This window comes from Ureibacillus thermosphaericus (assembly GCF_002370195.2).
In the GTDB taxonomy this organism is placed as follows: domain Bacteria; phylum Bacillota; class Bacilli; order Bacillales_A; family Planococcaceae; genus Ureibacillus; species Ureibacillus thermosphaericus.
In genome coordinates this window covers 1645915-1670412 of the sequence record NZ_AP018335.1, presented here as the reverse complement: position 1 = coordinate 1670412, position 24498 = coordinate 1645915, and the positions used below count along the sequence as shown (strand labels likewise).

23 protein-coding genes and 1 pseudogene are annotated in these 24498 nt (G+C 38.2%); 6 read left to right on the top strand and 18 right to left on the bottom strand.

Annotation, left to right across the window (positions count from 1 at the left end; genetic code table 11):
• Window position 1: 1 nt before the first annotated feature.
• Window positions 2–1201, bottom strand: coding sequence for a Ger(x)C family spore germination protein (locus UtA1_RS07995; RefSeq protein WP_232019920.1), 1200 nt, complete (start codon window positions 1199–1201; stop codon window positions 2–4).
• Window positions 1198–2775: a spore germination protein gene (locus UtA1_RS07990; protein WP_096550636.1), complete on the bottom strand. Its 1578-nt coding sequence runs from the start codon at window positions 2773–2775 to the stop codon at window positions 1198–1200. Before UtA1_RS07990 ends, UtA1_RS07995 begins: the two co-directional genes overlap by 4 nt.
• Window positions 2776–3066: 291 nt before the next feature.
• Here UtA1_RS07990 and UtA1_RS07985 point away from each other — a divergent pair, with 291 nt between their 5' ends.
• The 3 genes from UtA1_RS07985 (at window position 3067) to UtA1_RS17125 (ending at window position 4754) form a co-directional block, all read left to right on the top strand.
• Window positions 3067–3648, top strand: coding sequence for a primase-like DNA-binding domain-containing protein (locus tag UtA1_RS07985; RefSeq protein WP_197722757.1), 582 nt, complete (start codon window positions 3067–3069; stop codon window positions 3646–3648).
• A gap of 360 nt (window positions 3649–4008) precedes the next feature.
• Complete coding sequence (locus tag UtA1_RS17130; protein ID WP_096550635.1) at window positions 4009–4341, top strand: transposon-encoded TnpW family protein; 333 nt, start codon at window positions 4009–4011, stop codon at window positions 4339–4341.
• A 260-nt stretch (window positions 4342–4601) separates the two neighbouring features.
• Window positions 4602–4754 carry a hypothetical protein gene (locus UtA1_RS17125; RefSeq protein ID WP_172597853.1) on the top strand — a complete coding sequence of 51 codons (153 nt, stop codon included), beginning with the start codon at window positions 4602–4604 and terminating at the stop codon, window positions 4752–4754.
• Window positions 4755–4831: 77 nt separating this feature from the next.
• On the opposite strand, the gene UtA1_RS07975 is transcribed toward UtA1_RS17125, so the two are convergent.
• From UtA1_RS07975 to UtA1_RS07965, 3 genes are all read right to left on the bottom strand, one after another.
• The gene (locus UtA1_RS07975; RefSeq protein ID WP_096550634.1) at window positions 4832–5239 is read right to left on the bottom strand and encodes a YbaN family protein; all 408 of its coding nucleotides are present in this window, start codon (window positions 5237–5239) and stop codon (window positions 4832–4834) included.
• 183 nt (window positions 5240–5422) lie between these two features.
• Window positions 5423–8110 carry a YhgE/Pip domain-containing protein gene (locus UtA1_RS07970; RefSeq protein ID WP_096550633.1) on the bottom strand — a complete coding sequence of 896 codons (2688 nt, stop codon included), beginning with the start codon at window positions 8108–8110 and terminating at the stop codon, window positions 5423–5425.
• A gap of 446 nt (window positions 8111–8556) precedes the next feature.
• Complete coding sequence (locus UtA1_RS07965; RefSeq protein WP_096550632.1) at window positions 8557–8772, bottom strand: helix-turn-helix domain-containing protein; 216 nt, start codon at window positions 8770–8772, stop codon at window positions 8557–8559.
• A 343-nt stretch (window positions 8773–9115) separates the two neighbouring features.
• On the opposite strand from UtA1_RS07965, the gene UtA1_RS07960 reads away from it, so the two are divergent.
• Window positions 9116–9349, top strand: coding sequence for a hypothetical protein (locus tag UtA1_RS07960; RefSeq protein WP_331855287.1), 234 nt, complete (start codon window positions 9116–9118; stop codon window positions 9347–9349).
• A complete protein-coding gene (locus tag UtA1_RS07955) occupies window positions 9301–9576 on the top strand; it encodes a DUF4368 domain-containing protein (protein WP_232019919.1) in 276 nt (91 codons plus the stop codon). The genes UtA1_RS07960 and UtA1_RS07955 overlap by 49 nt, the downstream gene beginning before the upstream one ends.
• A 90-nt stretch (window positions 9577–9666) precedes the next feature.
• On the opposite strand, the gene UtA1_RS07950 is transcribed toward UtA1_RS07955, so the two are convergent.
• Window positions 9667–11310, bottom strand: coding sequence for a DAK2 domain-containing protein (locus tag UtA1_RS07950; RefSeq protein ID WP_096550631.1), 1644 nt, complete (start codon window positions 11308–11310; stop codon window positions 9667–9669).
• Between the two features lie 17 nt (window positions 11311–11327).
• The gene (locus tag UtA1_RS07945) at window positions 11328–11693 is read right to left on the bottom strand and encodes an Asp23/Gls24 family envelope stress response protein (RefSeq protein WP_096550630.1); all 366 of its coding nucleotides are present in this window, start codon (window positions 11691–11693) and stop codon (window positions 11328–11330) included.
• A gap of 316 nt (window positions 11694–12009) precedes the next feature.
• On the opposite strand from UtA1_RS07945, the gene rpmB reads away from it, so the two are divergent.
• On the top strand, window positions 12010–12198 hold the full coding sequence (gene rpmB, locus UtA1_RS07940) for a 50S ribosomal protein L28 (RefSeq protein ID WP_096550629.1): 189 nt from the start codon (window positions 12010–12012) through the stop codon (window positions 12196–12198).
• 430 nt (window positions 12199–12628) lie between these two features.
• Here rpmB and UtA1_RS07935 read toward each other — a convergent pair whose 3' ends face one another.
• The 11 genes and pseudogenes from UtA1_RS07935 to coaBC form a co-directional block, all read right to left on the bottom strand.
• Window positions 12629–13285, bottom strand: coding sequence for a thiamine diphosphokinase (locus UtA1_RS07935; RefSeq protein WP_096550627.1), 657 nt, complete (start codon window positions 13283–13285; stop codon window positions 12629–12631).
• Complete coding sequence (gene rpe, locus UtA1_RS07930; RefSeq protein WP_096550626.1) at window positions 13282–13950, bottom strand: ribulose-phosphate 3-epimerase; 669 nt, start codon at window positions 13948–13950, stop codon at window positions 13282–13284. Before rpe ends, UtA1_RS07935 begins: the two co-directional genes overlap by 4 nt.
• Before the next feature lie 2 nt (window positions 13951–13952).
• Window positions 13953–14837 (bottom strand): ribosome small subunit-dependent GTPase A, encoded by an 885-nt coding sequence (gene rsgA, locus UtA1_RS07925; RefSeq protein ID WP_096550625.1) that lies wholly within the window; start codon window positions 14835–14837, stop codon window positions 13953–13955.
• Between the two features lie 11 nt (window positions 14838–14848).
• Entirely contained in the window at window positions 14849–16816 is a 1968-nt protein-coding gene (gene pknB / locus UtA1_RS07920; RefSeq protein WP_096550624.1) for a Stk1 family PASTA domain-containing Ser/Thr kinase, read from the bottom strand.
• Between the two features lie 3 nt (window positions 16817–16819).
• Window positions 16820–17566 carry a Stp1/IreP family PP2C-type Ser/Thr phosphatase gene (locus UtA1_RS07915; RefSeq protein ID WP_096550623.1) on the bottom strand — a complete coding sequence of 249 codons (747 nt, stop codon included), beginning with the start codon at window positions 17564–17566 and terminating at the stop codon, window positions 16820–16822.
• 5 nt (window positions 17567–17571) lie between these two features.
• Complete coding sequence (gene rlmN / locus UtA1_RS07910; RefSeq protein WP_096550622.1) at window positions 17572–18708, bottom strand: 23S rRNA (adenine(2503)-C(2))-methyltransferase RlmN; 1137 nt, start codon at window positions 18706–18708, stop codon at window positions 17572–17574.
• Window positions 18709–18726: 18 nt separating this feature from the next.
• Window positions 18727–20085: a 16S rRNA (cytosine(967)-C(5))-methyltransferase RsmB gene (gene rsmB, locus UtA1_RS07905; protein ID WP_096550621.1), complete on the bottom strand. Its 1359-nt coding sequence runs from the start codon at window positions 20083–20085 to the stop codon at window positions 18727–18729.
• Window positions 20082–21020, bottom strand: coding sequence for a methionyl-tRNA formyltransferase (gene fmt, locus UtA1_RS07900; protein WP_096550620.1), 939 nt, complete (start codon window positions 21018–21020; stop codon window positions 20082–20084). The genes rsmB and fmt overlap by 4 nt, the downstream gene beginning before the upstream one ends.
• Before the next feature lie 3 nt (window positions 21021–21023).
• The gene (gene def, locus UtA1_RS07895; RefSeq protein ID WP_096550619.1) at window positions 21024–21515 is read right to left on the bottom strand and encodes a peptide deformylase; all 492 of its coding nucleotides are present in this window, start codon (window positions 21513–21515) and stop codon (window positions 21024–21026) included.
• 18 nt (window positions 21516–21533) lie between these two features.
• Window positions 21534–23942 (bottom strand): primosomal protein N', encoded by a 2409-nt coding sequence (gene priA / locus UtA1_RS07890; RefSeq protein ID WP_096550618.1) that lies wholly within the window; start codon window positions 23940–23942, stop codon window positions 21534–21536.
• A 5-nt stretch (window positions 23943–23947) separates the two neighbouring features.
• A pseudogene (gene coaBC, locus UtA1_RS07885) lies at window positions 23948–24493 on the bottom strand (bifunctional phosphopantothenoylcysteine decarboxylase/phosphopantothenate--cysteine ligase CoaBC); the annotation flags it as partial.
• Window positions 24494–24498: the final 5 nt, after the last annotated feature.

The window sequence follows — 24498 nt, the reverse complement described above, 5'->3', positions numbered from 1 at the left end:
ATTACTCCTGATTCGATTTCAAGATACTCTTTCCTATCTCTCCTGGTCTTGAAATTTTTGCATCAGCTTCGACAACAACATCTAGGTTAGTGAAAATATCGCTCCAACGATCTTTATTTTGTTTCCATATGTTAGGATATTTGCGATAAAACGCATCAGCAAATTGAAAAATATCGGCGTTCATCTGTTCTTGTGCAACTGTAAGCGCCTCATTTATACGACGCTTGATGTCATTCTCCAATTCCATTTCCAGTTCTTCAATATGTTTGGAAACTGATAAATCCAGATCTGTCGTATTTTCAATGATATCATCCAGCGTTTGAATTCTGAGCGTAATTCTCCAAAGATCCCCATGAATATGTGGAATGACTTCGGTAGAGCTGCGTAGCAATTGAAAAGAAATATATCCTTCAGAATTTTCCGGTGATATCGTCACAGTGCCTCTGTCTAATTCATTTCTAGCCCACATGATCCCTCTCGTTGTACTAGAATCTACAAGACCTGCGAGTTTCCCTTTTTTTAAAATTGCGCTTCCATGTATAAACGGATAGGATTGTTGGTGATCCTGTTTAGTCTCGATAATCAAGCATGGGATGACAGCTGCTTGCGATTTACTGATTATCATTTGCATTAACTCTTTCAATGTAATATTCAATCCCGTCTGCAATCTAGCCATTTCCAGTAAATCATCCGCAACATACTGATCTATTTGAGGAGCAAGAGAAAGGACTTCTTTGGCTGAGCCTATACTAATAAATATATTGGCTCTTTCTCTGGTATTTGGATGACGCATTAAAAATTCGAGAGGATCAGCAATTCCTTCTTTAGCCAGTTTTTCTCCAAAAATAATGATCTCGTTATGTCCCCAGAACAATTGTCGAGATAGCTTCTGCTGCAACTTTGACACTGCTTCCGCCAGTGCATTTCCAGTTGTTGACAGAATAACGGACACTCCATTTAGTTGCCCGCTGCTGGAATCACTATTTTCCTGTGGCTGTTGAGATGAAGTACGCGCAATATTTACCGATAGCTCCAATTGGTTTTCGTCTGTCAAATCCAAACCGGCCATCGTAACAATCGCTAAATCGTTCACCTCAACCTGATCCCAGCACCCGGTAAGCAAGAGCGAACAGGACATTAAAGCTAAGAGGATAAAGCTAATTTTTCGCCTATAATTCATAAAATCCACCCTCTTCATCATTCATCGTCATCCTCTGCTGGTTGATCCCCCCGCTGATTAGAAGACTGGCGGTAAAGATTCTGCATGCCAGTTAAGTGTGGTCTTGTATTCATTCTCCAGTGTGGAGCCCTCCACAGCACATCTTTGTTATCACTGCTTTGTACAGGAGCCAGCGGCGTTAAATAGGGTACCCCGAAAGATCGAAGGGCTAAAAGATGATTCAAGATGACAATCACACCAAGAAGCAATCCAAGCAATCCAAGAAATCCTGCAAGAAACATCAGCGGGAAACGGAGTAACCTGATCGGGATTCCTAAAACGTATCGTGGCACCATAAACGATGCAACGCCGGTGATGGCCACAACCATTACCATAGGTGCGGATACAATACCAGCGGATATAGCTGCCTGTCCAATGACAAGTGCTCCGACAATACTAACGGCAGCTCCAATTTGTTTGGGGAGTCTGGCACCAGCCTCTCGTAACGCTTCAAACATTATTTCCATTAGCAAGGCCTCCACAAGCGCTGGGAACGGTATTTGTTCACGTGATTTAGCCATCGTTAATAAAAGTTTGGTTGGAATCATCTCTTGATGAAAAGTAATTACTGCAATATAAATCGAAGGTCCAAGTAATGAAATAATAAAAAATAGATATCTAAGCCAGCGAATGGCAGTACTGCCCACATAGCGTTCATAATAATCCTCTGGAGACTGCAGTAAAGCAAACATCGTTGTCGGAGCAATTAGCACGCTAGGAGAGCCATCGACAAGGACAACGATATGCCCTTCTAATAAATAAGCTCCAGCTACATCAGGCCTCTCAGTCGAAAGAACTTGAGGAAATGGGGAGTATGGATTGTCCTCGATCAATTCCTCAATGTACATACTATCAAGAATGCCATCGATCTCAATCCGTTCCAAGCGACTCATCATTTCTTGGATCAAATCAGGCTCGGCAATTCCTTCTATGTAGGCAATGCCGATCGGTGTTGCAGTATAAGTACCGATGGACATCGTTCTAATTTTCAGATTGGAATTTCTCACTTTTCGACGAAGTAAAGCTGTGTTCGCTTGTAGCGATTCGATGAACCCTTCTCTTGGCCCCCGTAATACAGACTCTGCAGAAGGCTCTTCAATGCTGCGTGTTTTCCATTGGGATACCCCGATTGATAATCCTTGATTTTCTTGATCCACAAGCAGGAATGCATTTCCTACAGATATTTCCGCAATGATATCGTCGATTATTTCTACTTGTTTGATGTAAGAGACGGCAATTTTTTTGCGAATCGTTTCCAGATTGTATTCATGAGGAAAATCTTTCTGCAGCGGTGCCAGAACATGTTGATCAACTTCTTCGGTATTTGTAAGACCATCGATGTAAATGAGTACAGCTTGTATTTGATCTCCAATCCAAAAATTGTGAAAGATGATGTCGGAACAGTCCGCATAAACCTTTTGAAGCAATTGAAGATTGTTATCCAACTGATTGGATAATGCTGCCTTAGTTTTCTGTGTATGCTGAAGATCACGATTTACAGACCGTTGCCGTTCAGAACGAGACCAACGATTGATCAAATGTTTAAATAGACTCAAAGCACTCCCCCCATCGAACAGGATATTTCATTATATTGCATGGTCTGTTTCTCCTTCTAATATGTAATAATATTGTGCCTCCTCTTGACCATTTTTGTTAGTAGCAACCATCTTCTTGTAACCATCTATCAGGCATACACATATAAGAAATAAACAATCGAACCGTGGTCATATATGAAAGGAGTCTATCATGAGAATTCCACACATACCGGAATCCATACACAGACCATCCATGGATGAAGTGATTATTGCTAGAAGAGGACTTGTTCTAAATGCGGCGCAGGAAAAAGCATGACGGGCGGTGACACCATTAATGCAAGGTTTCTGCACGAGAATTCCTTTGACTTCTCACCGAAGTTTAAGTTGTATATCAACACCAATTATCTGCCTGTTATTACGGATATGACGCTGTTTTCCAGTGACAGAGTGGTGATGATCCCTTTTGAACGACACTTCGATGAAAGCGCGCAGGATAAAAACTTAAAACAATTCGCCAAATCGAAGAATCAAAGTGCTATCCTCAACTGGCTCATTGAAGGTTATCGACTGTTAAAGAAGGAAGGCTTGACGTTACCTGAATCCATTAAGACAGCAACGGAGGCATATAAACGTGACAGCAATAAAATCGCATTGCTCTTTGAAGATGCCTTGGAGGAAAGTCCTAACAGTGAGGTGCGGACATCCGAAGTGTATGACCGGTATCAGCGCTGGTGCAGTGCCAATGGCTGTTATTCGGAGAATGCCAGAAACTTCAAACAGGCCTTGTCCGCCATCACCCGTGAGGAGCGGAAACGACCCCGTTCTGGCGGTGGGATGACCACACTTTTAATTGGCTATAAGCTGGCCAATGACGATGAGTTTTTCTTCTTTTAAACACATTGTAGCAGCTTGTAGCAAGTAAAACAGGTTATATGAAAAAACGCTCTCGTATAGAGAGTTTAGTTTTTACCTGCTACATCTTGCTACAAAGCTTAAAAACATTGATAGTACAGGCTTTCATCCCATGTGTTCAACATGGAAAGAAAGGACGCAGAACATGATTAAAAATAGACTTTTCAAATCCTATGACCCTAGCGATTTTGATACAGAGCATGATGAAGGAATGTTTATACTACCACAGGCAAAAGGCTCTCCAGTAATTATTCAACGTAGTAAAAATGCAGATCCTTCGCACTGGTGTATCGTGCATGGATACTCCAGCAATGTCTATTACAGCTATCAGGAGGGCACGATATGGAAAATCAAATTAACATCCACACAACCGAATCTGCTATCGGAGGTACGGTCTATGTGGTGGAATCACGAGTAAGTGATTCTGCAAAGGAAAGTGCCTATTCCAAGCTGAAACGACTGATTACAGTCAACGCAAAAAGCCTTTCAAAGTTATCAGATAGTTCTTCTAAAAAATCCTACAAGAGCAAAGTCAAGATATTGAACAATCCAGAAGATTGGATGGTTTTCAAGCAAGTCCAATTTGCAGCCCTAATTCTTTTGCTTCTTCTAAATACTCTTTTACTCCTTCGCGCGCTTCCATTTTCTCCATTTGAATCGTATGTAAGCTTTTAGCCTTTGTTTCAATTTCTGCGAGATTGCAGCGCTCCCCTAGCTGTGCATGAAAGAACTCATGAAGAACGGTATCATCTGTGCCGACTCATTGACTAAACAGTTCAAGAGGCAATTCACAGTCATACGTTTTCATGGTTTCGTTAAAGGCATGGTACCAGGCGGTTTCTGTAAAAAGGGAAATATCTCACAAGTATGAGCTTAATTGCATATCGTGTATGCGTAGGCATTTTTAAAATGAAAAATAATGGAGGAACAACATCGTGGCATATGAAATGAAAAAAGCGAAAATTAAATGTGAATTTACAAATGATTTTTCCCTTGCCCCAGATGCTTCAGAGGAAAAAGCTTTACGGACGATTTTGAATGCAATTAAAAAAGGAGAAACTGCTGAAATTAAAATGGCGGTTGAATAGATGGATGGAACAGAGGCAGATTTTGAATTTGCAGATGAAGAGTTGGAAGACGAAGATGAATGACAAATCAGCCAGGGTTACCCTGGCTGATTCGTGTTTTCATGGTTGGATGGCTTTCGAAATGATTTAACGGATAGTACAATCACTGTCCAAAACAATGCACCGAAAATAAAAAAAGCTTTGAGCCAAATGTGGTCAACTACAAAGATAGCCGAAAAGCCAAATGACAGCCATACGGTCCCAATCGCCATCAGTTTTACTTTGATCGGAATGGCTTTTCCGGAACGGAAGCTTTGAATATATAAGCCGAGAACTTTATGTGTAATTAACCATTGATAAAGCTTTTCAGAGCTTTTAATATAACAAGCGGCGGAAAGTAGTAAAAATGGTGTTGTCGGCAATAAAGGCACAATAATCCCGAACACACCTAAAGCGAGGGAAATCAATCCAATAATAATTAATAACGTTTTAACGAATGGTTTCATCTAATCACACCGTTACAGTTAATGGTTGGACTCTCCATCTGAAAGAGAGCAGTATAACGCCCTAAATGTACAGTGATTATACGGTTGTGTCAACAACATAACATTGCCATGCTATTTGTTGCTTACATAAAAAAATGGAAAGACGCCTTTACAATGGCCGTCCTTCCATAAGAGTACATCTCATCAATGAATAATTTTACTCATTTTTGCCATTTCAGTTACACGCTTTGTCGATTTGCTGAGCGGTCCTTTTAAGGCGACACCGATTAAAAAAGCACCTGCGAGAAACAGCAATAAACAGACGATATCACGAATGACAATATCCGCTAGCATTCCTCCTACTGTTTCGCGCATTAAGCTAATCGCATACGTGAACGGTAAAAACGAATGAATAGCTTGGAAAAACGGTGGTGTAACTTGCACCGGAAACGTGCCGCCGGATGCAGATAACTGCAAGACAAGCATAATAATGGCAAATGCTTTTCCAATGTTGCCAAACACCGACACGAATGTGTACACGATAGTCATAAATACAAGACTAATCAATATCCCGAATAACACAAAGAAAAATGGGTCAGCCACATATGCTCCAAGTATTACCATATCCCCGATTGTTACAATAAGTGCTTGAAAAAATCCAATTGTCCAAAAGGTAAACAGGCGCCCAAAATAAATGTGATGGCTTTTATAGGCCTCTTCTGGATTTTCTACATCAAACCGCAGTAAGGACACAAGCAAAAGAGCGCCTACCCATAAGGATAATGTTGTGTAAAACGGTGACATAGCTGATCCGTAGTTTGGAATCGGAAATTTCTTGTTTTCTTTTAAGTGAACAGGATTAGCTAAAAAATCACTTTCGTTTTGAATATCATTTTTCAGCAATGCAATTATGTCATCCAAATCTTGTGACTGTTCAAATTGCCGAATTTTATCAGCTGCCTTTCTCACCGAGTCTTCTAATTCTGGTAAATCGGTACGAACAAGGTCCGCTAATCTATGCACACTTTCTTCAATTTCGGGCAGCTTTTGCTGAATAAAATCAGCCAATTGATGAATTTCTTCTTCAGCCTTTGGCAAATCGGTACGAACAAACTCTGCAGCTTCGCGAATTTTCGGTTCCAACTGCGGCCAATCTTGCTTCATGAAAGCGGCGGCTTGATTCACGGCTTCTGTCAGCTGATCCATTTTTCCTTGAATCGTTTCAGCCGCTTCATGCAAGTTGGTTCTAATAGCCGGCAATTCATTTTTTAGCCGGGCTAATTCTTCCTGACTATAGTCCACCCCTTTTGCCGCATCATCTAATATAGCTTCTATATCTGGCAGACGTGTTTGAGCCATTTCTAATACGTCAGCGGCGTTTTGAGCTGATGATTTCAAATTGGCTAGTGCTTCTTGAATGGATGGAACAATTTCTGTGTCATAGCGTTCTAAAATATCGCCAAGTGTGCGGCTGGCATTCTTTGATAAACTATTCAAATTGTTAATCGCTGTTTTGGCAGGCTGCTCTCCTCGCTCAATAACCGTTTGAATGCTTTTCATCGCTTCGGTTTGTTGCTCGAAATTTGTTTGCACATCGTTTAAACGCTGAATGACATGGTCAAGCGGTTGGGTTGGCAAATAGGCGTTCAGCTTTGTAAACAAATCAGCTATTCGACCTGCAATGGTTGCCCCTGAAGCAAGACGTTCTTGTAAAAAGGCTAAAGCGTCAAGCGTCGGTTCTGGATTAATCTTTTCTTGTTTCAGTATATCTGTCAGTTGAGTCACAGCATCAGCTGTTTGTTGAAGAAGACTTATATTTTGCTTTATCACAGGTGCAATCGCCGCAAACGCTCCGTCATTTTGCTGTAAAAAATCATTTAAGCTAGCAGCGAACGCCCCTCCATCTTTGGCGATTTTCTCTACTTTCGGCAAAGCTTCTTGTGCCTCACGAATAATTACATCCGCTTTTTCCGCATTCTCTATCGCTTTATTCAACGCTTCTTCTACTTTGTAAAAGTTTTGGTCAATTTCAACAATCCGGTCCACCGCTTTTTGGATGTCTGGTAGCTTTTGCTGAATAACGATGATTTCATTGCCAACTTCCTCTATTTTGGGGAGGGATTCTTCAAGCTTCAAAATATAGTCGCCCGCTTGCATAATTTCCGGGATTTTCTTCTCAAGCTCGACGATTTTTTCGCCTTTATCCCGAATCTCCGGTAGTTTTTGTTCGAAGGCTAATGCTTTTTTCCCTGCTTCTTCAATAGCTGGAAGACGCTTTTCCAGCTCGAACACACGCTGTTCCATATGCCGGATTGTTGGCAATTCTTTTTCAAGTTCAAGTCCAATTTTATTGAACTCTGTAAATAGCGCCTCACTGACCGTTTTCACAAAATTTTTGTTCACTTCTTCAATAATGCTTGTGGCTCCTTTTGCCGTAATTTTCGGAGCAATGGCATTAATTTTTTCATTAACGCTGTACTGAATTTCTGGATGTTCAGGATTTTCTTCTAAAATCGTCGCAAGCTGAGCAGAAAAATCATTCGGAATGAAAATACTTGCATAATAGTCGCCATGATTCACTCCTCGCTCCGCTTCTTCCGTACTGACAAATGTCCAGTCGAACACGGGATTGTCTTTTAAGCTTTTAACAACCTCTTCGCCCACCTTTATTTCTTTCTTTACACCTTGATGATCAATAACCGCTCCCTCGTCTTCGTTCGTAACAGCAATCGCAATCCCTGAAGTATCTCCGTACGGATCCCATGCTGCTTTTAAATTGAACCATGCGTAAAAAGATGGAAGAATCATTAATCCAACAATTAAAAATAAAGCGATTGGCATTTTGAAAATATTTCGCCAATCTGTCACGTAAATGTGAAACATCTTTTTCATCTATTGTCCAAGTCCCTTCTCTTGCCTTATTTATTGCTTCCCATGATTTGTTTTTTTGTATATTAAAAACATCTTTTCTGCCAAACCATTGCTCATCAATAAGATTGTTTTGTTCATTGCATATCCATGAAGGTGTAAAGACTTCAGCCTTTTCTCTTGTTCGAATACTCTTTTTCTTGTAACTCTTAGTTGTTCTAGGTTGTATCAGTTTTTTCTTAGGGTTTGTAATTAAATGTGCCTTAATTTCATATTCAGCCTTATACATATCGCCAAATTTTGAATAATCATTTGTAGCCCATATTATATTTTGATTTGTAGTTCTATCTTTCAGGAGAATATTTAGCAATGACTGATCATATTTCTCAAGATCTTCTTTGATATCCATAATTGCATACATCTTCATTCTATCCCTCCTTTTGTACAATTTATTATTAGCCAAATAGAAATTACTTTTTATCTTCATTCGGAACAAACTCCAATATATCTTCCACACCACAATTTAATGTTCTACATATACTTTCTATAGTTTCCAGCGAAACATATCCGTTTCGTTTAAGTCGAGTAATAATATTAGCGGAAAAACCAGCTTGTTTCTGTAAATCCGTATTTGTCATTTCTTTTTCTATTAACAAATGAAACAGTTTTTTATAGCATACTGCCATCTGTTTAGCCTCCTTGAAGTTTCATTTACTAACTTTATTAAGTATATCACGCAAACGTGAATTTTTCGACGTATAATGAGTATATTTAAGTGGTAGACAAAAAGTTGGAAAGTCTATTGTAAAAGCAAAAGTATGCAGCCTTCTTAAACTAAATACCACTTTTGCTCTAATTTGAGCAAAAGCATAAGCATTACAGCCGTCTTTACCGGAAAAAAGACAGGCTGTTTTTTATTTTAAGGGGTTCGAATTAGTTCTCATGAACTATCAATGAAATCATAGTTTTTCTCTCACTGCTCCTTGACAACTGAATACCCCGAAACGTAAGAGATACTTCAAGCAGACTATGCCATGTACTCTATTCCTGTTATCGATGGAGTTTCGTCCTCACAACAGTGAGGATAGACTCACAAAGATATCCAGCGTTAAATATGACCCAGAAGCAAAAAGCGAGCGCTGGAATAGATTCATTCATGAAATTATGAGCGGTGATGAGGAAAAGGCAAAATTCCCGAAGAGCGTTTTTACAAAATGTCAGCCGAATATGAAGCCGAGCAGAAGGCGCTGGAAGAAAGGATAACCAAATTAAAGCATACCATTGATGCAGCAAATGAACAGTCCCTCAATACCGACCGCTTCCTTGCACTGGTTAAAAAGTACACAGAAATTACAGAATTGGATGCAGAAATTATCCGGGAATTCATTGACAAAATTATTGTATTCAAGGCTGAAAAGGTGGATGGTCGCAGAACTCAGCGGATTCAGATTTTCTATAACTGCATTGGCGCTATCGATTTGCCAAACTAAACGAAAAACGGCATAGCCGCAAATCAACGACTATGCCGAATTTTTTAGGAATTATAAATCCCTATCTGACCGCTCCAAAAGAGACGTTTTTTATTCTACAGAGAATATGAATGGATATAATGCTTGTTTTCCATCAATAATATCCAATTCTACATTTGAATACTGTTCCTCAATGAATTGAACAACTGCATGAACTTGTTCTTTATTTACATCTTCACCATAAATCATCGTTACGATTTCCGTGTCATCATCAATTAGTCGAGTTAATAAATCTCGAGTAGCATCTAACATACTAGATGTTGATGAAACAATTTTTTCATCAGCTATTGCCATGTAATCATCTTTATGGATTTCTACGCCGTCAATTGTCGTATCTCTTACAGCAAAGGTAATTTGTCCCGTCTTCACTCCTGAAATCGCTTCTGTCATCGCTTCTTTATTTTCTTCAACAGATGCGCCCGGATTGAATGCAAATATCGCTGCCATCCCTTGAGGAATTGTTTTTGTTGGCACTACAGCCGCTTCAATATCTAATAGTTCTACCGCCTGTTCAGCAGCCATCACAATATTTTTGTTATTTGGTAAAATTATTACTTTTTCTGCACCGATTTCTTTTACTGCTCTCACGATATCTTCTGTGGAAGGATTCATCGTTTGACCGCCTTCTATGACATAAGACGCTCCGATGCTACGAAGCAAGTTGCTAATCCCTTCACCCATTGCAACTGTCACGATAGCATATGGATGTTTTTCAACAGTTTGTTTTTCATTCTTCTCGGGACTCACGATTGCTGAATGTTGTTCACGCATATTGTCGACTTTTATTTTAATGAGGCTTCCGTACTTTTGCCCTTCGTTTAGAACAACTCCAGGTGTTTCAGTATGGATATGTACTTTTGCAATTTCATTGTCTGAAACAACCAGTAAAGAATCCCCGAGCTTACTTAAATCTTCACGAAACTTCGCTTCATCAAAGGGATCTTTTCCCGACTCAAAACGAACCATAATTTCCGTACAATAACCGTATACGATATCCTCTGTGCTCATAAACTCTTGTGCCCGATGATGTTCAGCATTTACTAATTCTTCAAGATGATCGACTTTCGTTTTTTCTGGTAGCGCTTCCCCTTTTAATGATGCTAGAAAGCCTTCATAAATAAAAACAAGACCTTGTCCGCCACTATCAACTACACCAACTTCTTTCAGTACAGGGAGCAATTCTGGTGTGCGTTTTAATGAATTTTTAGCTTCTTCTACAAGCGCTTCCATCACTTTAATGATATCTTGTTCATGTTCTGCCACTTCAACCGCTTTTGCCGCTGCTTCACGAGCAACTGTTAAAATTGTCCCTTCTACAGGCTTCATAACCGCTTTATAGGCAGTGTCTACTCCCGCTTGAAAAGCTTGAGCAAATTGTTTCGCGTTAATTTCACTTTCTTTTTCTAAATATTTTCCAAAGCCACGGAATAGTTGGGATAAGATTACCCCAGAGTTTCCTCGCGCCCCCATCAATAAACCTTTTGATAAACTTTGGGCAGTTTTACCGATATGTTTTTGGGCGTTTGCTTCCGTTTCTTTTGCCCCGGATATCATTGATAAATTCATATTAGTTCCCGTATCTCCATCTGGTACTGGGAATACGTTTAATGAATCTACAAAATCTGCATTTTGAGTTAGATGGTGCGATCCCATCTGAACCATCTCTGCAAATTTTGTTCCATCTAATAACTTCATTCGATTAATATCCTCCTCTATTCACCGTTCATTACACGAACGCCTTGAACGAAAATATTGACTGATTTCACGTTCAAACCTAATGTCTTATTTATTGTGTACTTTACTTTTGATTGGACTTGATAAGCTACTTCAGAAATTTTAGTCCCATAGCTGACAATGATATACATATCAATGTGGAGATTTTCTCCTTCTTGCCGTACAATGACACCTTTCGCAAAATTCTCTTTTCTCAAAATATCCGTTAACCCATCTCGAATTTGATGTTTACTTGCCATTCCAACAATACCATAACATTCAATAGCTGCTCCACCAGCAATTTGAGCGATAACATCATTAGAAATATCAATTTGGCCGTAATCTGTTCTAATTTCGATTGACATGATACTGCCCCCTTGGCTCATTTTAACTAAAAATATTGTACTATACAAAATTTGATTATAAAAGAGAACGATGTTGCTCGTCTAGTTTATCAGTATTTTCCTATAACTTCGTTAAAATCTTGTGTTATATTTTATTTTGTAACAACATTTTTTCACCTAATCCTTCATCTTTTTTATTAGACTGTAAAGGCTTTTTTCTTGAAACTATTCTCTAAAATAGTTGCATAGATTTTTTGTCTATGTTAAATTATTATGGTATGTGAAATACTCGAACTGAAAAAAATCTTTCAGATTCATCTGTAAGGAGGGAATATAGATGCCAAAAAAATGTGTAGTAACTGGTCGTAAAACTCGTACAGGTAATAAACGTTCACACGCAATGAACGCTAACAAACGTACTTGGAAACCTAACCTTCAAAAAGTACGTATTTTAGTTGATGGAAAACCTAAACGCGTTTGGGTTTCTACTCGTGCTTTAAAATCAGGTAAAGTAGAACGTGTATAATGACGCGTATATAAAAGCGTAAGTAAAGTCGTTTTTACGTACTTTATTTACGCTTTTTTATTTTGAAAGAAAATAAAAGGAGGTGTGTAGAAAATTGAAAACTTTCTACACACCTACTTCTTATGTTGTCTCTGATAAATCTTTTACTCCTGCAGTAGTCAAAACAAAGTTTTCACTATCCTTGTCGCAACTTGTCTGTAACTATGCGTGCGCGACAGTCACAAAAAGACCGTCTCAAATTGCTTTTCAGACAGCCCCTTTACTGGGACCTAGACCAAAATAATCAAAGATCATAACAGATGAATACGATAAACTACTCTTTTCTTTTTTTCTTTTTATTACTGCCTGAGAACAAATTGATGCAAGAACGGGTAAGATTACTTAAAAACTTTGGCAATTGAAAAGTATAAACTCGCACACTGAGACCCCCTTATAAGTCACTGCTTCTTATCATTAAACATATGCCTGATGAAAAGGAGATATAACCTTGCTCCCCTATGAGCTCATTGCTAGTAAATCGGCTAGAACCCACTTCAATCCTTTCCCGCGTTGTCTCATATTTCACACCGCGTAACGTCACATTTTCTACCGCTTGTATAAAAGAGAAAAATGAAAGGTAACGATATCTTTCATCCCGATAAATCGTATGCGTTCCTGGTAACAGTATGCTAATTTCATTGTGGCTATTAATAATTCTATGTTCAATATGCGGACATTGTGCCTTCATTTTATATAAAGAACGAAGAGCCGCTTCAAAATGATCCAAGCGTCCACCAGTTACCCCTGTAATCAATATTTCATTTGGATTGTAGGAAACAGCTTTTAGCAGTGCTAAGTCGGTGTCAGTTTCATCTTTTTCTGAGCGATACTTTTCAATTTTTTTTACTTTAGAGTGAATTATTTTCCATTCTTCCTTCGATAATGAATCAAAATCCCCGATGATTTCATCTGGAACAATTCCTTTTTCAAGCAAATAAAGTGCGCCGCGATCTGCACCAATAAAATACATGTCCTTTTCTTTAGCATACATTTCAAATGAACATAATTCGTTTTTTGGACCGCCAGCACAAATTAATACTCTTTTCATTGTTGAATTGCAGCCTCACCACTCGTTTTAATAGCATGCAACGCAGATTTTCGATCTTCTTTATTGTAAATAGCTGAACCAGCTACAAAAATCGTCGCTCCCGCTTTCGCACACGGAATAATTGTTTCCTCCGTAATGCCGCCATCAATTTCAATTTCTACATTATATCCGTTTTCTTTAATCATTTTGGAGAGAGCTTCAATTTTGGGCACAACGCTATCAATAAACTTTTGTCCCCCAAAACCAGGGTTCACCGTCATCAACAATACAAAATCTACATCTCCTAAAACGTGTTGAATCATTTCAATCGGTGTGTGCGGATTTAATACTACTCCAGGTTTTACACCAAAAGAACGAATTAGTTGAATCGTGCGATGTAAATGTGGACAAGCTTCGACATGAACAGAAATCCAATCTGCTCCAGCTTTTGCAAATGCCTCAATATACTGATCTGGATTTTCAATCATTAAATGCACATCTAACGGTAATTTTGTAACGGGACGTAAAGCCTCCACAACGATAGGACCCATTGTAATATTAGGAACGAAATGACCATCCATTACATCAATATGAATAAGGTCTGCTCCAGCTTCCTCCACTTCCTTTACTTCGTCCCCTAATTTCGCAAAATTCGCTGATAATATGGATGGTGCTATTTTTATCATAACTAATACCTCGGCTTTCGATCTATTATTTCTTGCAAAAATTGTAAATAATGTTCGTAACGAAATTCTAGAATGTCTCCAGTTTCAACCCCAGCCTTTATGGCACATTTTGGTTCTTTCAAATGAAGACACCCACGAAATTTGCATTCATCTTTTTTTCGTTCAAACTCAGGAAAACAAGTTGTTAAATCCTCTTTTTCAAGATGGTCAAATTCAAAAGAACTAAATCCTGGTGTATCTGCAACAAGTCCACCAGCAACTTCGATTAACTCAACATGTCTTGTCGTATGCTTTCCTCTTCCAAGGCTTTGGGATATTTCCCCTGTTTTTAAATTGAGATTTGGAATTAAAGTGTTTAATAATGTAGACTTTCCAACTCCAGATTGTCCTGCCAATACTGTTGTTTTTCCTTTAAGGATCGGCTCTAATCTATCTAGTAATGTTGGATCGTTTTTGTAAGTATCTACCACTTCATAGCCAATATCTTTATAGATTTTGATATATGAATTTATTTCATCTTTTTCTTTTTCCGTCAACAAATCCATCTTAGTTAAGCAAATGATTGGGATCACTTGATGAGATTCCAATATTACTAAAAAACGATCTAGTAAAATTGTATTAAAATCAGGCTCTTTTACAGAAAATACGAGCAATGATTGATCAACATTTGCAATAGGTGGTCGTATTAATTCATTTTTTCGCGGAAAAATTTTCTTTATAACACCATCAGATCCTTCTTCCACTTTCTCATATTCAACAAAGTCGCCGACGAGAGGCTGTTCCCCTCGCTTACGGAATACCCCTCGTCCTCGACATTGCAATAATTTTCCTTCATCATATACATAGTAATATCCACTTAAAGCCTTTCGAATTTGCCCATTAGGCATCCAATTCCTCCTTAATCTCCTCTTTCAAATGGTATTGTATCTTTTTCAATAATTACCGAATCTTTTTCAATCATGTAGGATGCTGTTGAACCCTCTTGAATTACTAATTGAATTTGATAAGTCGTATCTTCAGTAATTTTAATTTCATCATACGGTTTATCCATCGTATTAGATTTGTCTTGAATATAAATTCTAACTATTTGTTCTTCACCCATTAATGCATGATCATACGGTATCACAACTTCTTTTACGTATAATTTTTCGCGTTTTTGTTTTGGTCCTTTTGATATTACTACGTTCACCGATTCTCCAATTTCTAATTTTGTGTTCGGCTTAGGATCTTGTGATACAACGCTTCCAGCTGGAATGTCGTCTGAATACACTTCTTCGACAATTTTTATTTTAAATCCTGAAGTCTTTTCATATTCCCTCATAGCAGATTGATTAAAGCCTGTTAAATCACTGACAGTTCCAATTTGTTTCCCTTTACTAACTGTAAGCGTTACAATTGAATCTTCAGGAACAACTTCTTCTCCCGGTGCTGGATCTTGACCAATGATTATCCCTTCCGGTTGATTTGAATATTCCTCGATGATTTTTACATCCTTAAATTCTTCACTAATGATGGAAAGAACTTGATTTAATTGTTTTCCTACATAATCGTTCATTTCAACTTTTTCGTTGCCAATTGAAATGATTAAATCAATTTCTGTTCCTTTTACTCTTGATAAACCAGCTTTTGGATCAGTTTCTATGACTAGCCCTTCTTCAATTTCATCGGAATTCTTTTCACGGATTTCACCGATGACAAATCCTTCCTTTTCTAGAATCTCAGTAGCTTCTTCCACTTCCATATTTGAAACGTCCGGTATCTCAACTTTATCCGGCATCATCAAGTTAACGAGTCCAATTAGTCCAATGATGAGAACAAGAGCAGCTGCCCCGATGATTGTCCAAAGTTTTTTTCTATTTTTCTTTAGTTTTGTAGGTTTCTTTTCCACTTCTTCATTTTTTGTTTTCTTTTTATGATCTGAAATGATCGGTTTTATTTCTTTCGTTTTTGCCAATTCATCGATCGGCATTACATCTTTTATAACTGGAATAGCTTTCGTTTCTTCATTATCAACAAGAGGGTGAAATTTCGGTTCATGTTGCCGAGAGGGAGATAATACCGTTTCTAAATCCGCTGCCATCTCTTCCACTGAAGCATATCTATGGTCAGGATTTTTTGCTGTCGCCTTTAAAATGACATTTTCTAAACTTTGTGGAATGGATGCATCGAAGTTACGAACAGAAGGTGTTTCTGCTTGCAAATGTTTTAAAGCAATTGATACTGCGGATTCCCCAGAGAAGGGTACCTCTCCAGTTAGCAACTCATATAACACAATCCCTAGTGCATAAATGTCTGATTTTTTCGTTGCTATTCCGCCGCGTGCTTGTTCAGGAGACAAATAATGAACTGTCCCAATGACTGAATTCGTTTTTGTATAACTTGTTGCAGCAAGGGAAGTAGCAATCCCAAAATCTGTTATTTTCACATTACCTGCTTCATCCATTAAAATGTTTTGCGGTTTGATGTCCCGGTGTATAATTTGATTTTCATGGGCATGACTGATGGCGCTCGTTAGTTGTTTCATAATTTGAACGCTTCGAGCAGGAGAAAGCGGTGCGTTTTCTTTTATGTACTGCTTTAGCGTTTTCCCTTTTACATACTCCATAACAATATAATGCATATCGCCATCTTCGCCGATATCATAAATACTGACGATATTCGGATGCATTAAACTTGTTGCAGATAAAGCTTCCCGATGAAAGCGGCGCATACTTTCTTCTTCATTTGTTGAATCATAACGCAACACTTTAATGGCCACATCTCGATTTAATATAACGTCATGGGCTAGATACACATAACTCATGCCCCCGCCGCCAATGAGTTCAAGAACTTTGTAGCGATCATTAATGCGTTTACCTTCAAGCATAATTTACACCTCCTCTTCAGTCATCATTAATAGAATGAGGGAAATATTGTCTTCTCCTCCGCTATCATTTGCTAATTGCACTAGTTTCCGACCTTTTTCAGCAATAGGCATCGGATAAGTAATGATGGCAGCCATTTCCTCCGTTGATATTTTATTGCTTAACCCGTCTGAACAGATAAGTAAATAAGAATATTCCTTCAGGGTTAGCTCGTAAAAATCCGGTTCAATGGTGGGTTCTGTGCCTAAAGCTTTCACAATAAAATTTTTTTGCGGATGATTTTGTGCTTCTTCCTCACTGATTTCTCCACTATCTACTAATATATTAACGTACGAATGATCACGAGTTATTAAGTCAACGCTAGTTGATGTAAAATGATATACTCGACTATCTCCAATATGACCAATTAAACAATGATTATGGTCAATCAACACCGCTATAAATGTCGTTCCCATTCCTTTACAGTTTTCGTGTTCTAAGGAATAGTTGTAAATTTTTTTGTTGATGTTTGATATGGCTTCCTGCATCCACTTTCGCTTTTCTTCCACCGTTGCATTTTGAAATTCTGCCTGTAGAAAATAATTGGACATTTCTTGAATTGCCATTTCACTTGCAACATCACCAGCGTTATGACCACCCATTCCATCAGCTAATAAAGCAAGTTTTAATGAATCAGGGCGCTCTAAAAAAGCTGCCCTATCTTCATTAACAACTCTTTTTCTCCCTACATCACTTTCAACCGTAAACTTCACAATTGTCACCTCGTCTCGTGAACTCTCTCTTTCGCCCGTAATTGCCCACACGCCGCATCAATATCTGAGCCATGCTCTCTGCGAATTGTTACATTGATGCCATTCTTTTTTAATGCTTTTTCAAAGGCAAATATTTGATTTCTTGGAGTACGCACATAATCTCGCTCTGGTACGTAGTTTACGGGAATTAAATTGACATGGCTTTTAATTCCTTTTATCAGTTGGGCTAGTTCTTCTGCTTGCTCAATAGAATCGTTTACACCACCGAACAACCCATACTCAAATGTGACACGGCGTCCAGTTTTATTCGTATAATAGCGTATTGCTTCCATTAATTTATCTAACTTATACGCTCTAGCAATCGGCATTAAACGTTCACGCAGTTCTTGATTTGGTGCGTGAAGAGACAATGCGAAATTAATTTGCAATTGTTCATCCGCGAACTGGTAAATTTTAGGTATTATACCAGAGGTAGAAACAGTTATATGACGCGCTCCAATATTTAAGCCTTTTTCGTGATTGATGACTTTTAAAAACTTCATCATTGCATCATAATTATCGAATGGTTCACCGATTCCCATAATCACCACATGGGATACTCTTTCTCCGACTTCATCTAACGTTTGTTGCACTTTGACCACTTGCTCAACGATTTCTCCTGCAAGCAAATGTCTTTTTAATCCGCCTAAAGTTGACGCACAAAAAGTACAACCAATCCGACAACCCACTTGCGTTGTCACACAGACGGAGTTTCCATAGTCATGGCGCATTAATACCGTTTCAATGGAATAGTTGTCTTGTAATTGAAATAAAAATTTGATTGTTCCATCTTTTGATTCTTGTTTTACAATCGTTGAAAGGGTTGTAAATGCAAAGTTTTCTTTAAGTTTATCTCGCAATTGCTTCGATAAATTTGTCATTTCATCAAAAGTTTTAACCCGCTTATTATAAAGCCATTCATAAATTTGTGTAGCACGGAATGGCTTTTCTCCATTTTCATTCAACCATTGTTTTAATTCATCCAATGTTAATGAATAAATGGATTCTTTTAATTGTGGTTTTTCTTTTTTTACACGTTTCTGTGATGATTCTGCATGTTCAACTAATTCATTTATACGTTCATTAAAAATAGCGTTATCCATTAAATAGGATTCTCCTTTTTACTTAACTTTTTCAAAGGCAGCAACAAAGAAACCATCACTTCCAAAGTCTTGTGGAAAAACTTGCAGCATGCCTTCGTGCTGTGCTTCTAGTAATTGCTTTGGCAAATGGTTTATTGGTACAAGTTTCATCTCAGGGTGAGACGCTAAAAATGCTTCGACTGTTCCTTCATTTTCTTTTTTGCTGACTGTGCATGTGCTATACACAAGTCTTCCACCAGGTTTTAATAATTTTTCAGCATTATCTAACAGCTCCAATTGAATTTCATGTAAGCGGTCAAAATCCTCTTCTCTTTTTGTATATTTGATATCCGGTTTTCGACGCATTACACCTAATCCAGAGCATGGTGCATCAACAAGGATTGCATCGAATGATTCAGGCTGTAATAATTCCACTGCTTTCCTACCGTCAATTGGCGCTGTTTCAACGATATTAATTCCAAGCCTTGCACAGTTTTCTTCAATTAAATCTAATTTATGAGGATGAATGTCCGTTGCAAGAATGGAACCTTCATTTTTCATGATTTCTGCCATATGAGTCGTTTTTCCACCAGGAGCGGCACACATATCTAGTACCCGTTCGCCCGGCTTTGGATTTAAAACGATTGCTGGCATCATTGAACTCTCATCTTGAATCGTTATGATGCCTTGTCGAAAAGTTTCCGTTCTAGCAGCTTGTCCATTTAATAGATTTAAACATTGTGGAATTACTTTACTTTGTTCTGCTTGAATATCTTCTTGAGCTAATAACTCTATTGCTTCACCTACTGTAGCTTTTAAAGTATTCACTCGGACAGTTTGCTTCGGAGGAATATTATTCTCTTTTAACATAGCAACCGTTTTTTCTAGTCCATATGAGTCAACAAACATTTCTACAATCCATCTAGGATGGCTTGTTTCTATAGCTATACGCTCAATCGAATCTTTTATTTTTTCTAGCGACGGAATGCCCATTCTGGTGATAGATCGCAAAATACCATTCACCATGGAAGCAATCCCTTTATGGCCTCTCCTTTTGGCAATTTCTACAGCTTCATGAACAATTGCATGCTCAGGAATTTTCGATAAATAGACCATTTGGTAAACCGAAAGTCTTAAAAGCCATCGAATCCATTGTTCTATTTTGCCACGAATATACGGTTCTAAATAATAATCCAAGGCATATTTATATTGAAGAGTTCCATAGGTTAATTCCGTCAGCAAGGCCCGATCTTTTGCTTCAATATGATATTTATTGATTGTTTGGTTTAATAATAGGTTGGAATATGCTTGGTTCTTGTCTACGGCAAGTAGTATGCTTAACGCCGCATCTCGCACATTACCATCCCAAATATGAATACTTTTCTTCTTCTTTCTCATTCAAATAAATCTCCAATCTGCAATTTTGAACCCACGCCACGTAAATAATCTTCCGCTGACATGCGTTTTTTACCTGCAGGTTGTAATTCGATTATTGCAAGGGTTCCTTCACCAGTAGCCACTTCAAAATAATCTTTTTCAATTTTCACCACTTCACCAGGACGAGCTGTAACTTGTGAGTCACCTACTTTTGCCCACCAAATTTTCACATTGTCACCTTTAAAGGTTGTATAGGCAATAGGCCATGGATGTAGGCCACGCACTTGGTTATAAATACTTCTCGCACTTTTTGTCCAATCTATTCGCTCTTGTTCCCTTGTAATAATATGTGCAAAAGTCGCTCTTGTTTCATCCTGCGGAATGCGTTCATTTGTACCATTTAGGATGCTAGGAAGCGTGTCCTTTAATAAATCTCTTCCCAAAAGGCTCAGTTTTTCAAACATGATGCCCGTATGGTCCATTTCTTCAATAGGGATTTCTCTTTGGGAAATGATATCACCCGCATCTAATTTTTCTGCCATATACATAATGGTAACGCCTGTTTTCTCTTCTCCGTCAATAATGGCTTGATGAATCGGCGCACCACCGCGATATTTTGGCAATAGCGATGCATGCACATTAATGCATCCCCATTTTGGCGCTTCCAACAACTCTTTCGGCAAGATTTGACCATAAGCAGCAGTAACAATTAAATCGGGATTCATATGAATTAATTCGCTCATTTCATCAGAACCTTTTAATTTCTCAGGTTGAAGAACTTTTAATCCTAAACGAAGGGCTTCTTCTTTTACTGGAGGAGGAGTTAGCACCCGTTTTCTTCCAACAGGACGGTCCGGTTGCGTGACGACTGCTGCAACTTCATATCCTTCTTCATGAAGCATGCGCAAAATAGGAACTGAAAATTCCGGAGTGCCCATAAATACGATTTTTGTCATATTTTATTCTTCCTCCTCCTCGAACATTTCCTCTAATTCTTCTTCAGTATAGACACGTGTAATTTTAGAATTGAATAAAATGCCATCTAAATGGTCAATTTCATGTAAAATACAGCGAGCATCGTAATCCGTTGCTTCCAATTGATATACTTGACCGTTTCGATCATGGGCTTCAATTTTAACATAATTCGGTCTTTCCACTTCTCCATAAAGCCCAGGGAAACTTAAACAACCTTCGATGTCCACTGATGAACCGTCCGTTTCGATGACTGTAGGGTTAATCATTTCGATCAACGTTCGCTCTTCACCTAACTCAACAATAGCAATACGAAGGGGAACATTAACTTGAGGAGCAGCAATACCCATACCGTCATATTCAACCATCGTTTCGTACATATCATCTAATAAAGTGATAATCTCTTCATCAATTACTGTTACTTCTTTACATGGCTGTGTTAATACTTTTGCCGGATGCTTTACGATTTCTCTAATCATTAGGTAACCTCTTTCTATTTAAATCATGGAGGGGTCTAAATCAATTGTTAATACGACACCCTTTTTTATCCAATCCGTACGATATATTTTCATTAACTGTAAAAATGTTGGAATTAAATTCGGCTCTATTTTGTATTTTATCAAACATTGATAGCGATATCTATTTAGCAGACGAACGATGCCTGCTGTCGTGGGTCCAATAATAGAAGCATTAAAAGAAAGATGTGTACGAAGAAATTCTGCACATTTATTAGCATATTCTGCTGCTAACAATACGTCTTCATGTGCTATTTGGATGAGTGCTATAAAATAATATGGTGGATATGCCGCACCATGGCGAACCATCATTTCTCTTTCATAAAATGGTTCATATTGTTGGGTTTTCGCAAGTTCAATTGCATAATGTTCCGGTGTGTAGGATTGAATAATTACCTCACCATGCTTTTCCGCTCTACCCGCACGACCACTTACTTGAGTAAGCAGTTGGAATGTCCGCTCAGCTGCGCGAAAATCTGGCAAATGCAGCGAAGTATCGGCACTTAGTACACCAACAAGGGTAATGTTTGGAAAGTCCAATCCTTTGGCAATCATCTGAGTTCCGAGCAGTATATCCGCTTTGCCAGCTCCAAAATTCTCTAATATCGCCTCATGTGCACCTTTCTGTTTTGTCGTATCTACATCCATTCTTAATACCCTTGCCTCTGGAAAGAGTTTCATCAATTCTTCTTCCACTTTTTGAGTACCTGTTCCAAAATAACGAATATGGTCGCTACCGCATTCTGGACAAATTGTTGGTACAAACTGTTCATATCCACAATAGTGGCATTTTAATTTTTCATTGTAACGATGATATGTTAAGGAAATATCACAATTTTCACATTGCATCACCGTTCCACAATCTCGGCATAAAACGAAGGAAGAATACCCTCTCCGATTTAAAAACAACACGATTTGCTCTTTCTTTTTTAACCGATTACGAATGGACTCAGTTAATTTTTCAGAAAACATGGAACGATTTCCCTTTTTTAATTCTTCCCTCATATCAACAATTTCAACAGTCGGTAGGGGTTGATTTAATGCACGCCCTTTTAATGTCAATAATTTATACACGTTTTTTCTAGCACGAGCATAGGATTCAAGGCTTGGCGTAGCGCTTCCTAAAATCACTGGACAATGATGATATTTACTTCTCCAAATGGCAACATCCCTTGCATGATATCTCGGTGTATCTTCTTGTTTATAAGACGATTCATGCTCTTCATCGAGGATGATGAGTCCTACATTTTCAAAGGGAGCAAATATTGCGGATCGCGCACCAACAACAACCTTCACTTTTTGTTGATGAACTTTCCTCCATTCATCGTACTTTTCACCGATCGACAAACCGCTATGCATCACCGCAACAAGTTCACCAAATCTTGAACGGAAGCGATTTGTCATTTGCGGAGTGAGGGAAATTTCTGGAACAAGTACAATCGCATCTTTACCTTGCTGAATGCAATGCTGAATTGCCTGCAAATAAACTTCCGTTTTACCGCTTCCGGTTACCCCATGTAATAAGAACGTTTCAGGGGAACGATTGTCCATCGCTTCTACAATTTTATGTAATGCTTGTTTTTGTTCCTCTGTTAAAGTTAAAAAATCTGTTTTTTTAACATCCTTCTTAAAAGGATTTCGATACACTTCTTCTAATATAAATTCAGCAGCACCTTGCTCAATGATTGCTTGTAACACTTGAGGGGAACAGTTTGTTTCCTTGTAAATAAAATCAGGTTCCAATATTTCCCCAACGTGTTGTTTCATCCATAAAAGCAGTTGTTTTTGTTTTTTGGCACGGTTGGATAACTTATCATATACTTCTTGAAGAAGTTGAAGATTATCTGAAACTTTTACTTTTCTAATTTCTTTTACTTGGCCTTTTTGTTTAACTACATTTTCAAGGGAAAGTAATTTCTTATTTAACGCTTTTTTTAAAGGGATGAGCAAATTATTTTTCTCAAATTCTTTATAGTTCACTTTTGTCGACTTTTGGAAGTAATGTTTTAAAGGTTCATCTAAATTTTCTACATTAGTTTGAAGAACGACCATTTTTTCATACTTTGCCCTAAGTGCTGATGGCAACATTACTTGTAAGCAATCGATTTCATAACAAATCGTTTCTTGTTTCAACCATTTTGCCAATTGAAGCATTTCACTTGTCAATACCGGCTCAATATCGAGTAATGACGCGATTGGCTTAATTTTATCTAACGGAACATCCGTCTCATTCTTTATCCCAACAACAAATCCGAGAACATTCCGATTTCCAAAAGGCACTTTTACTCGACAACCACATTCAATAAGCTCTTCTACTTGTTCTGGAATGAAGTAATCAAAAGGGCGGTCGACTGGATATGCGGACACGTCAACAATGACTTCGGCAATCATCATTTTTTCTCTTCTCTTTCAAAATATTGAATCACCAACTCCGTTATTTTCTCCGGCTCTTCTAATCGTCCCTTACCAACATATCCACAAGCTAAATACCCTTCTGATGGTTCAATAAAGGAATAGCCGTCTCTTGCAAGCTGTGCGATATTGCGTTTTACAGCAGGATGGTCATACATATGCACGTTCATAGCTGGGGCAATCCATACTGGGCTCGTTGTAGCGAGCAGTGTTGTTGTCAACATATCATCAGCAATTCCATTGGCAAGTTTACCAATGATATTCGCTGTCGCAGGTGCAACAATCACTAAATCCGCCCAGTCAGCTAATTCAATATGGGCAATTGAACTTGGATCTTTTTCGTCGAACGTATCAATATACACATCATTTTTTGACATTACTTGGAAAGTAAGGGGTGTAACAAATTTCATCGCTGATTCGGTCATCATTACTTTTACTTGAAACCCTGCTTGAGTTAATTTACTTACTAATGCTACTGCTTTGTAAACCGCAATACCGCCAGACACTCCTAGTAAAATTTTTCGACTCATCAACT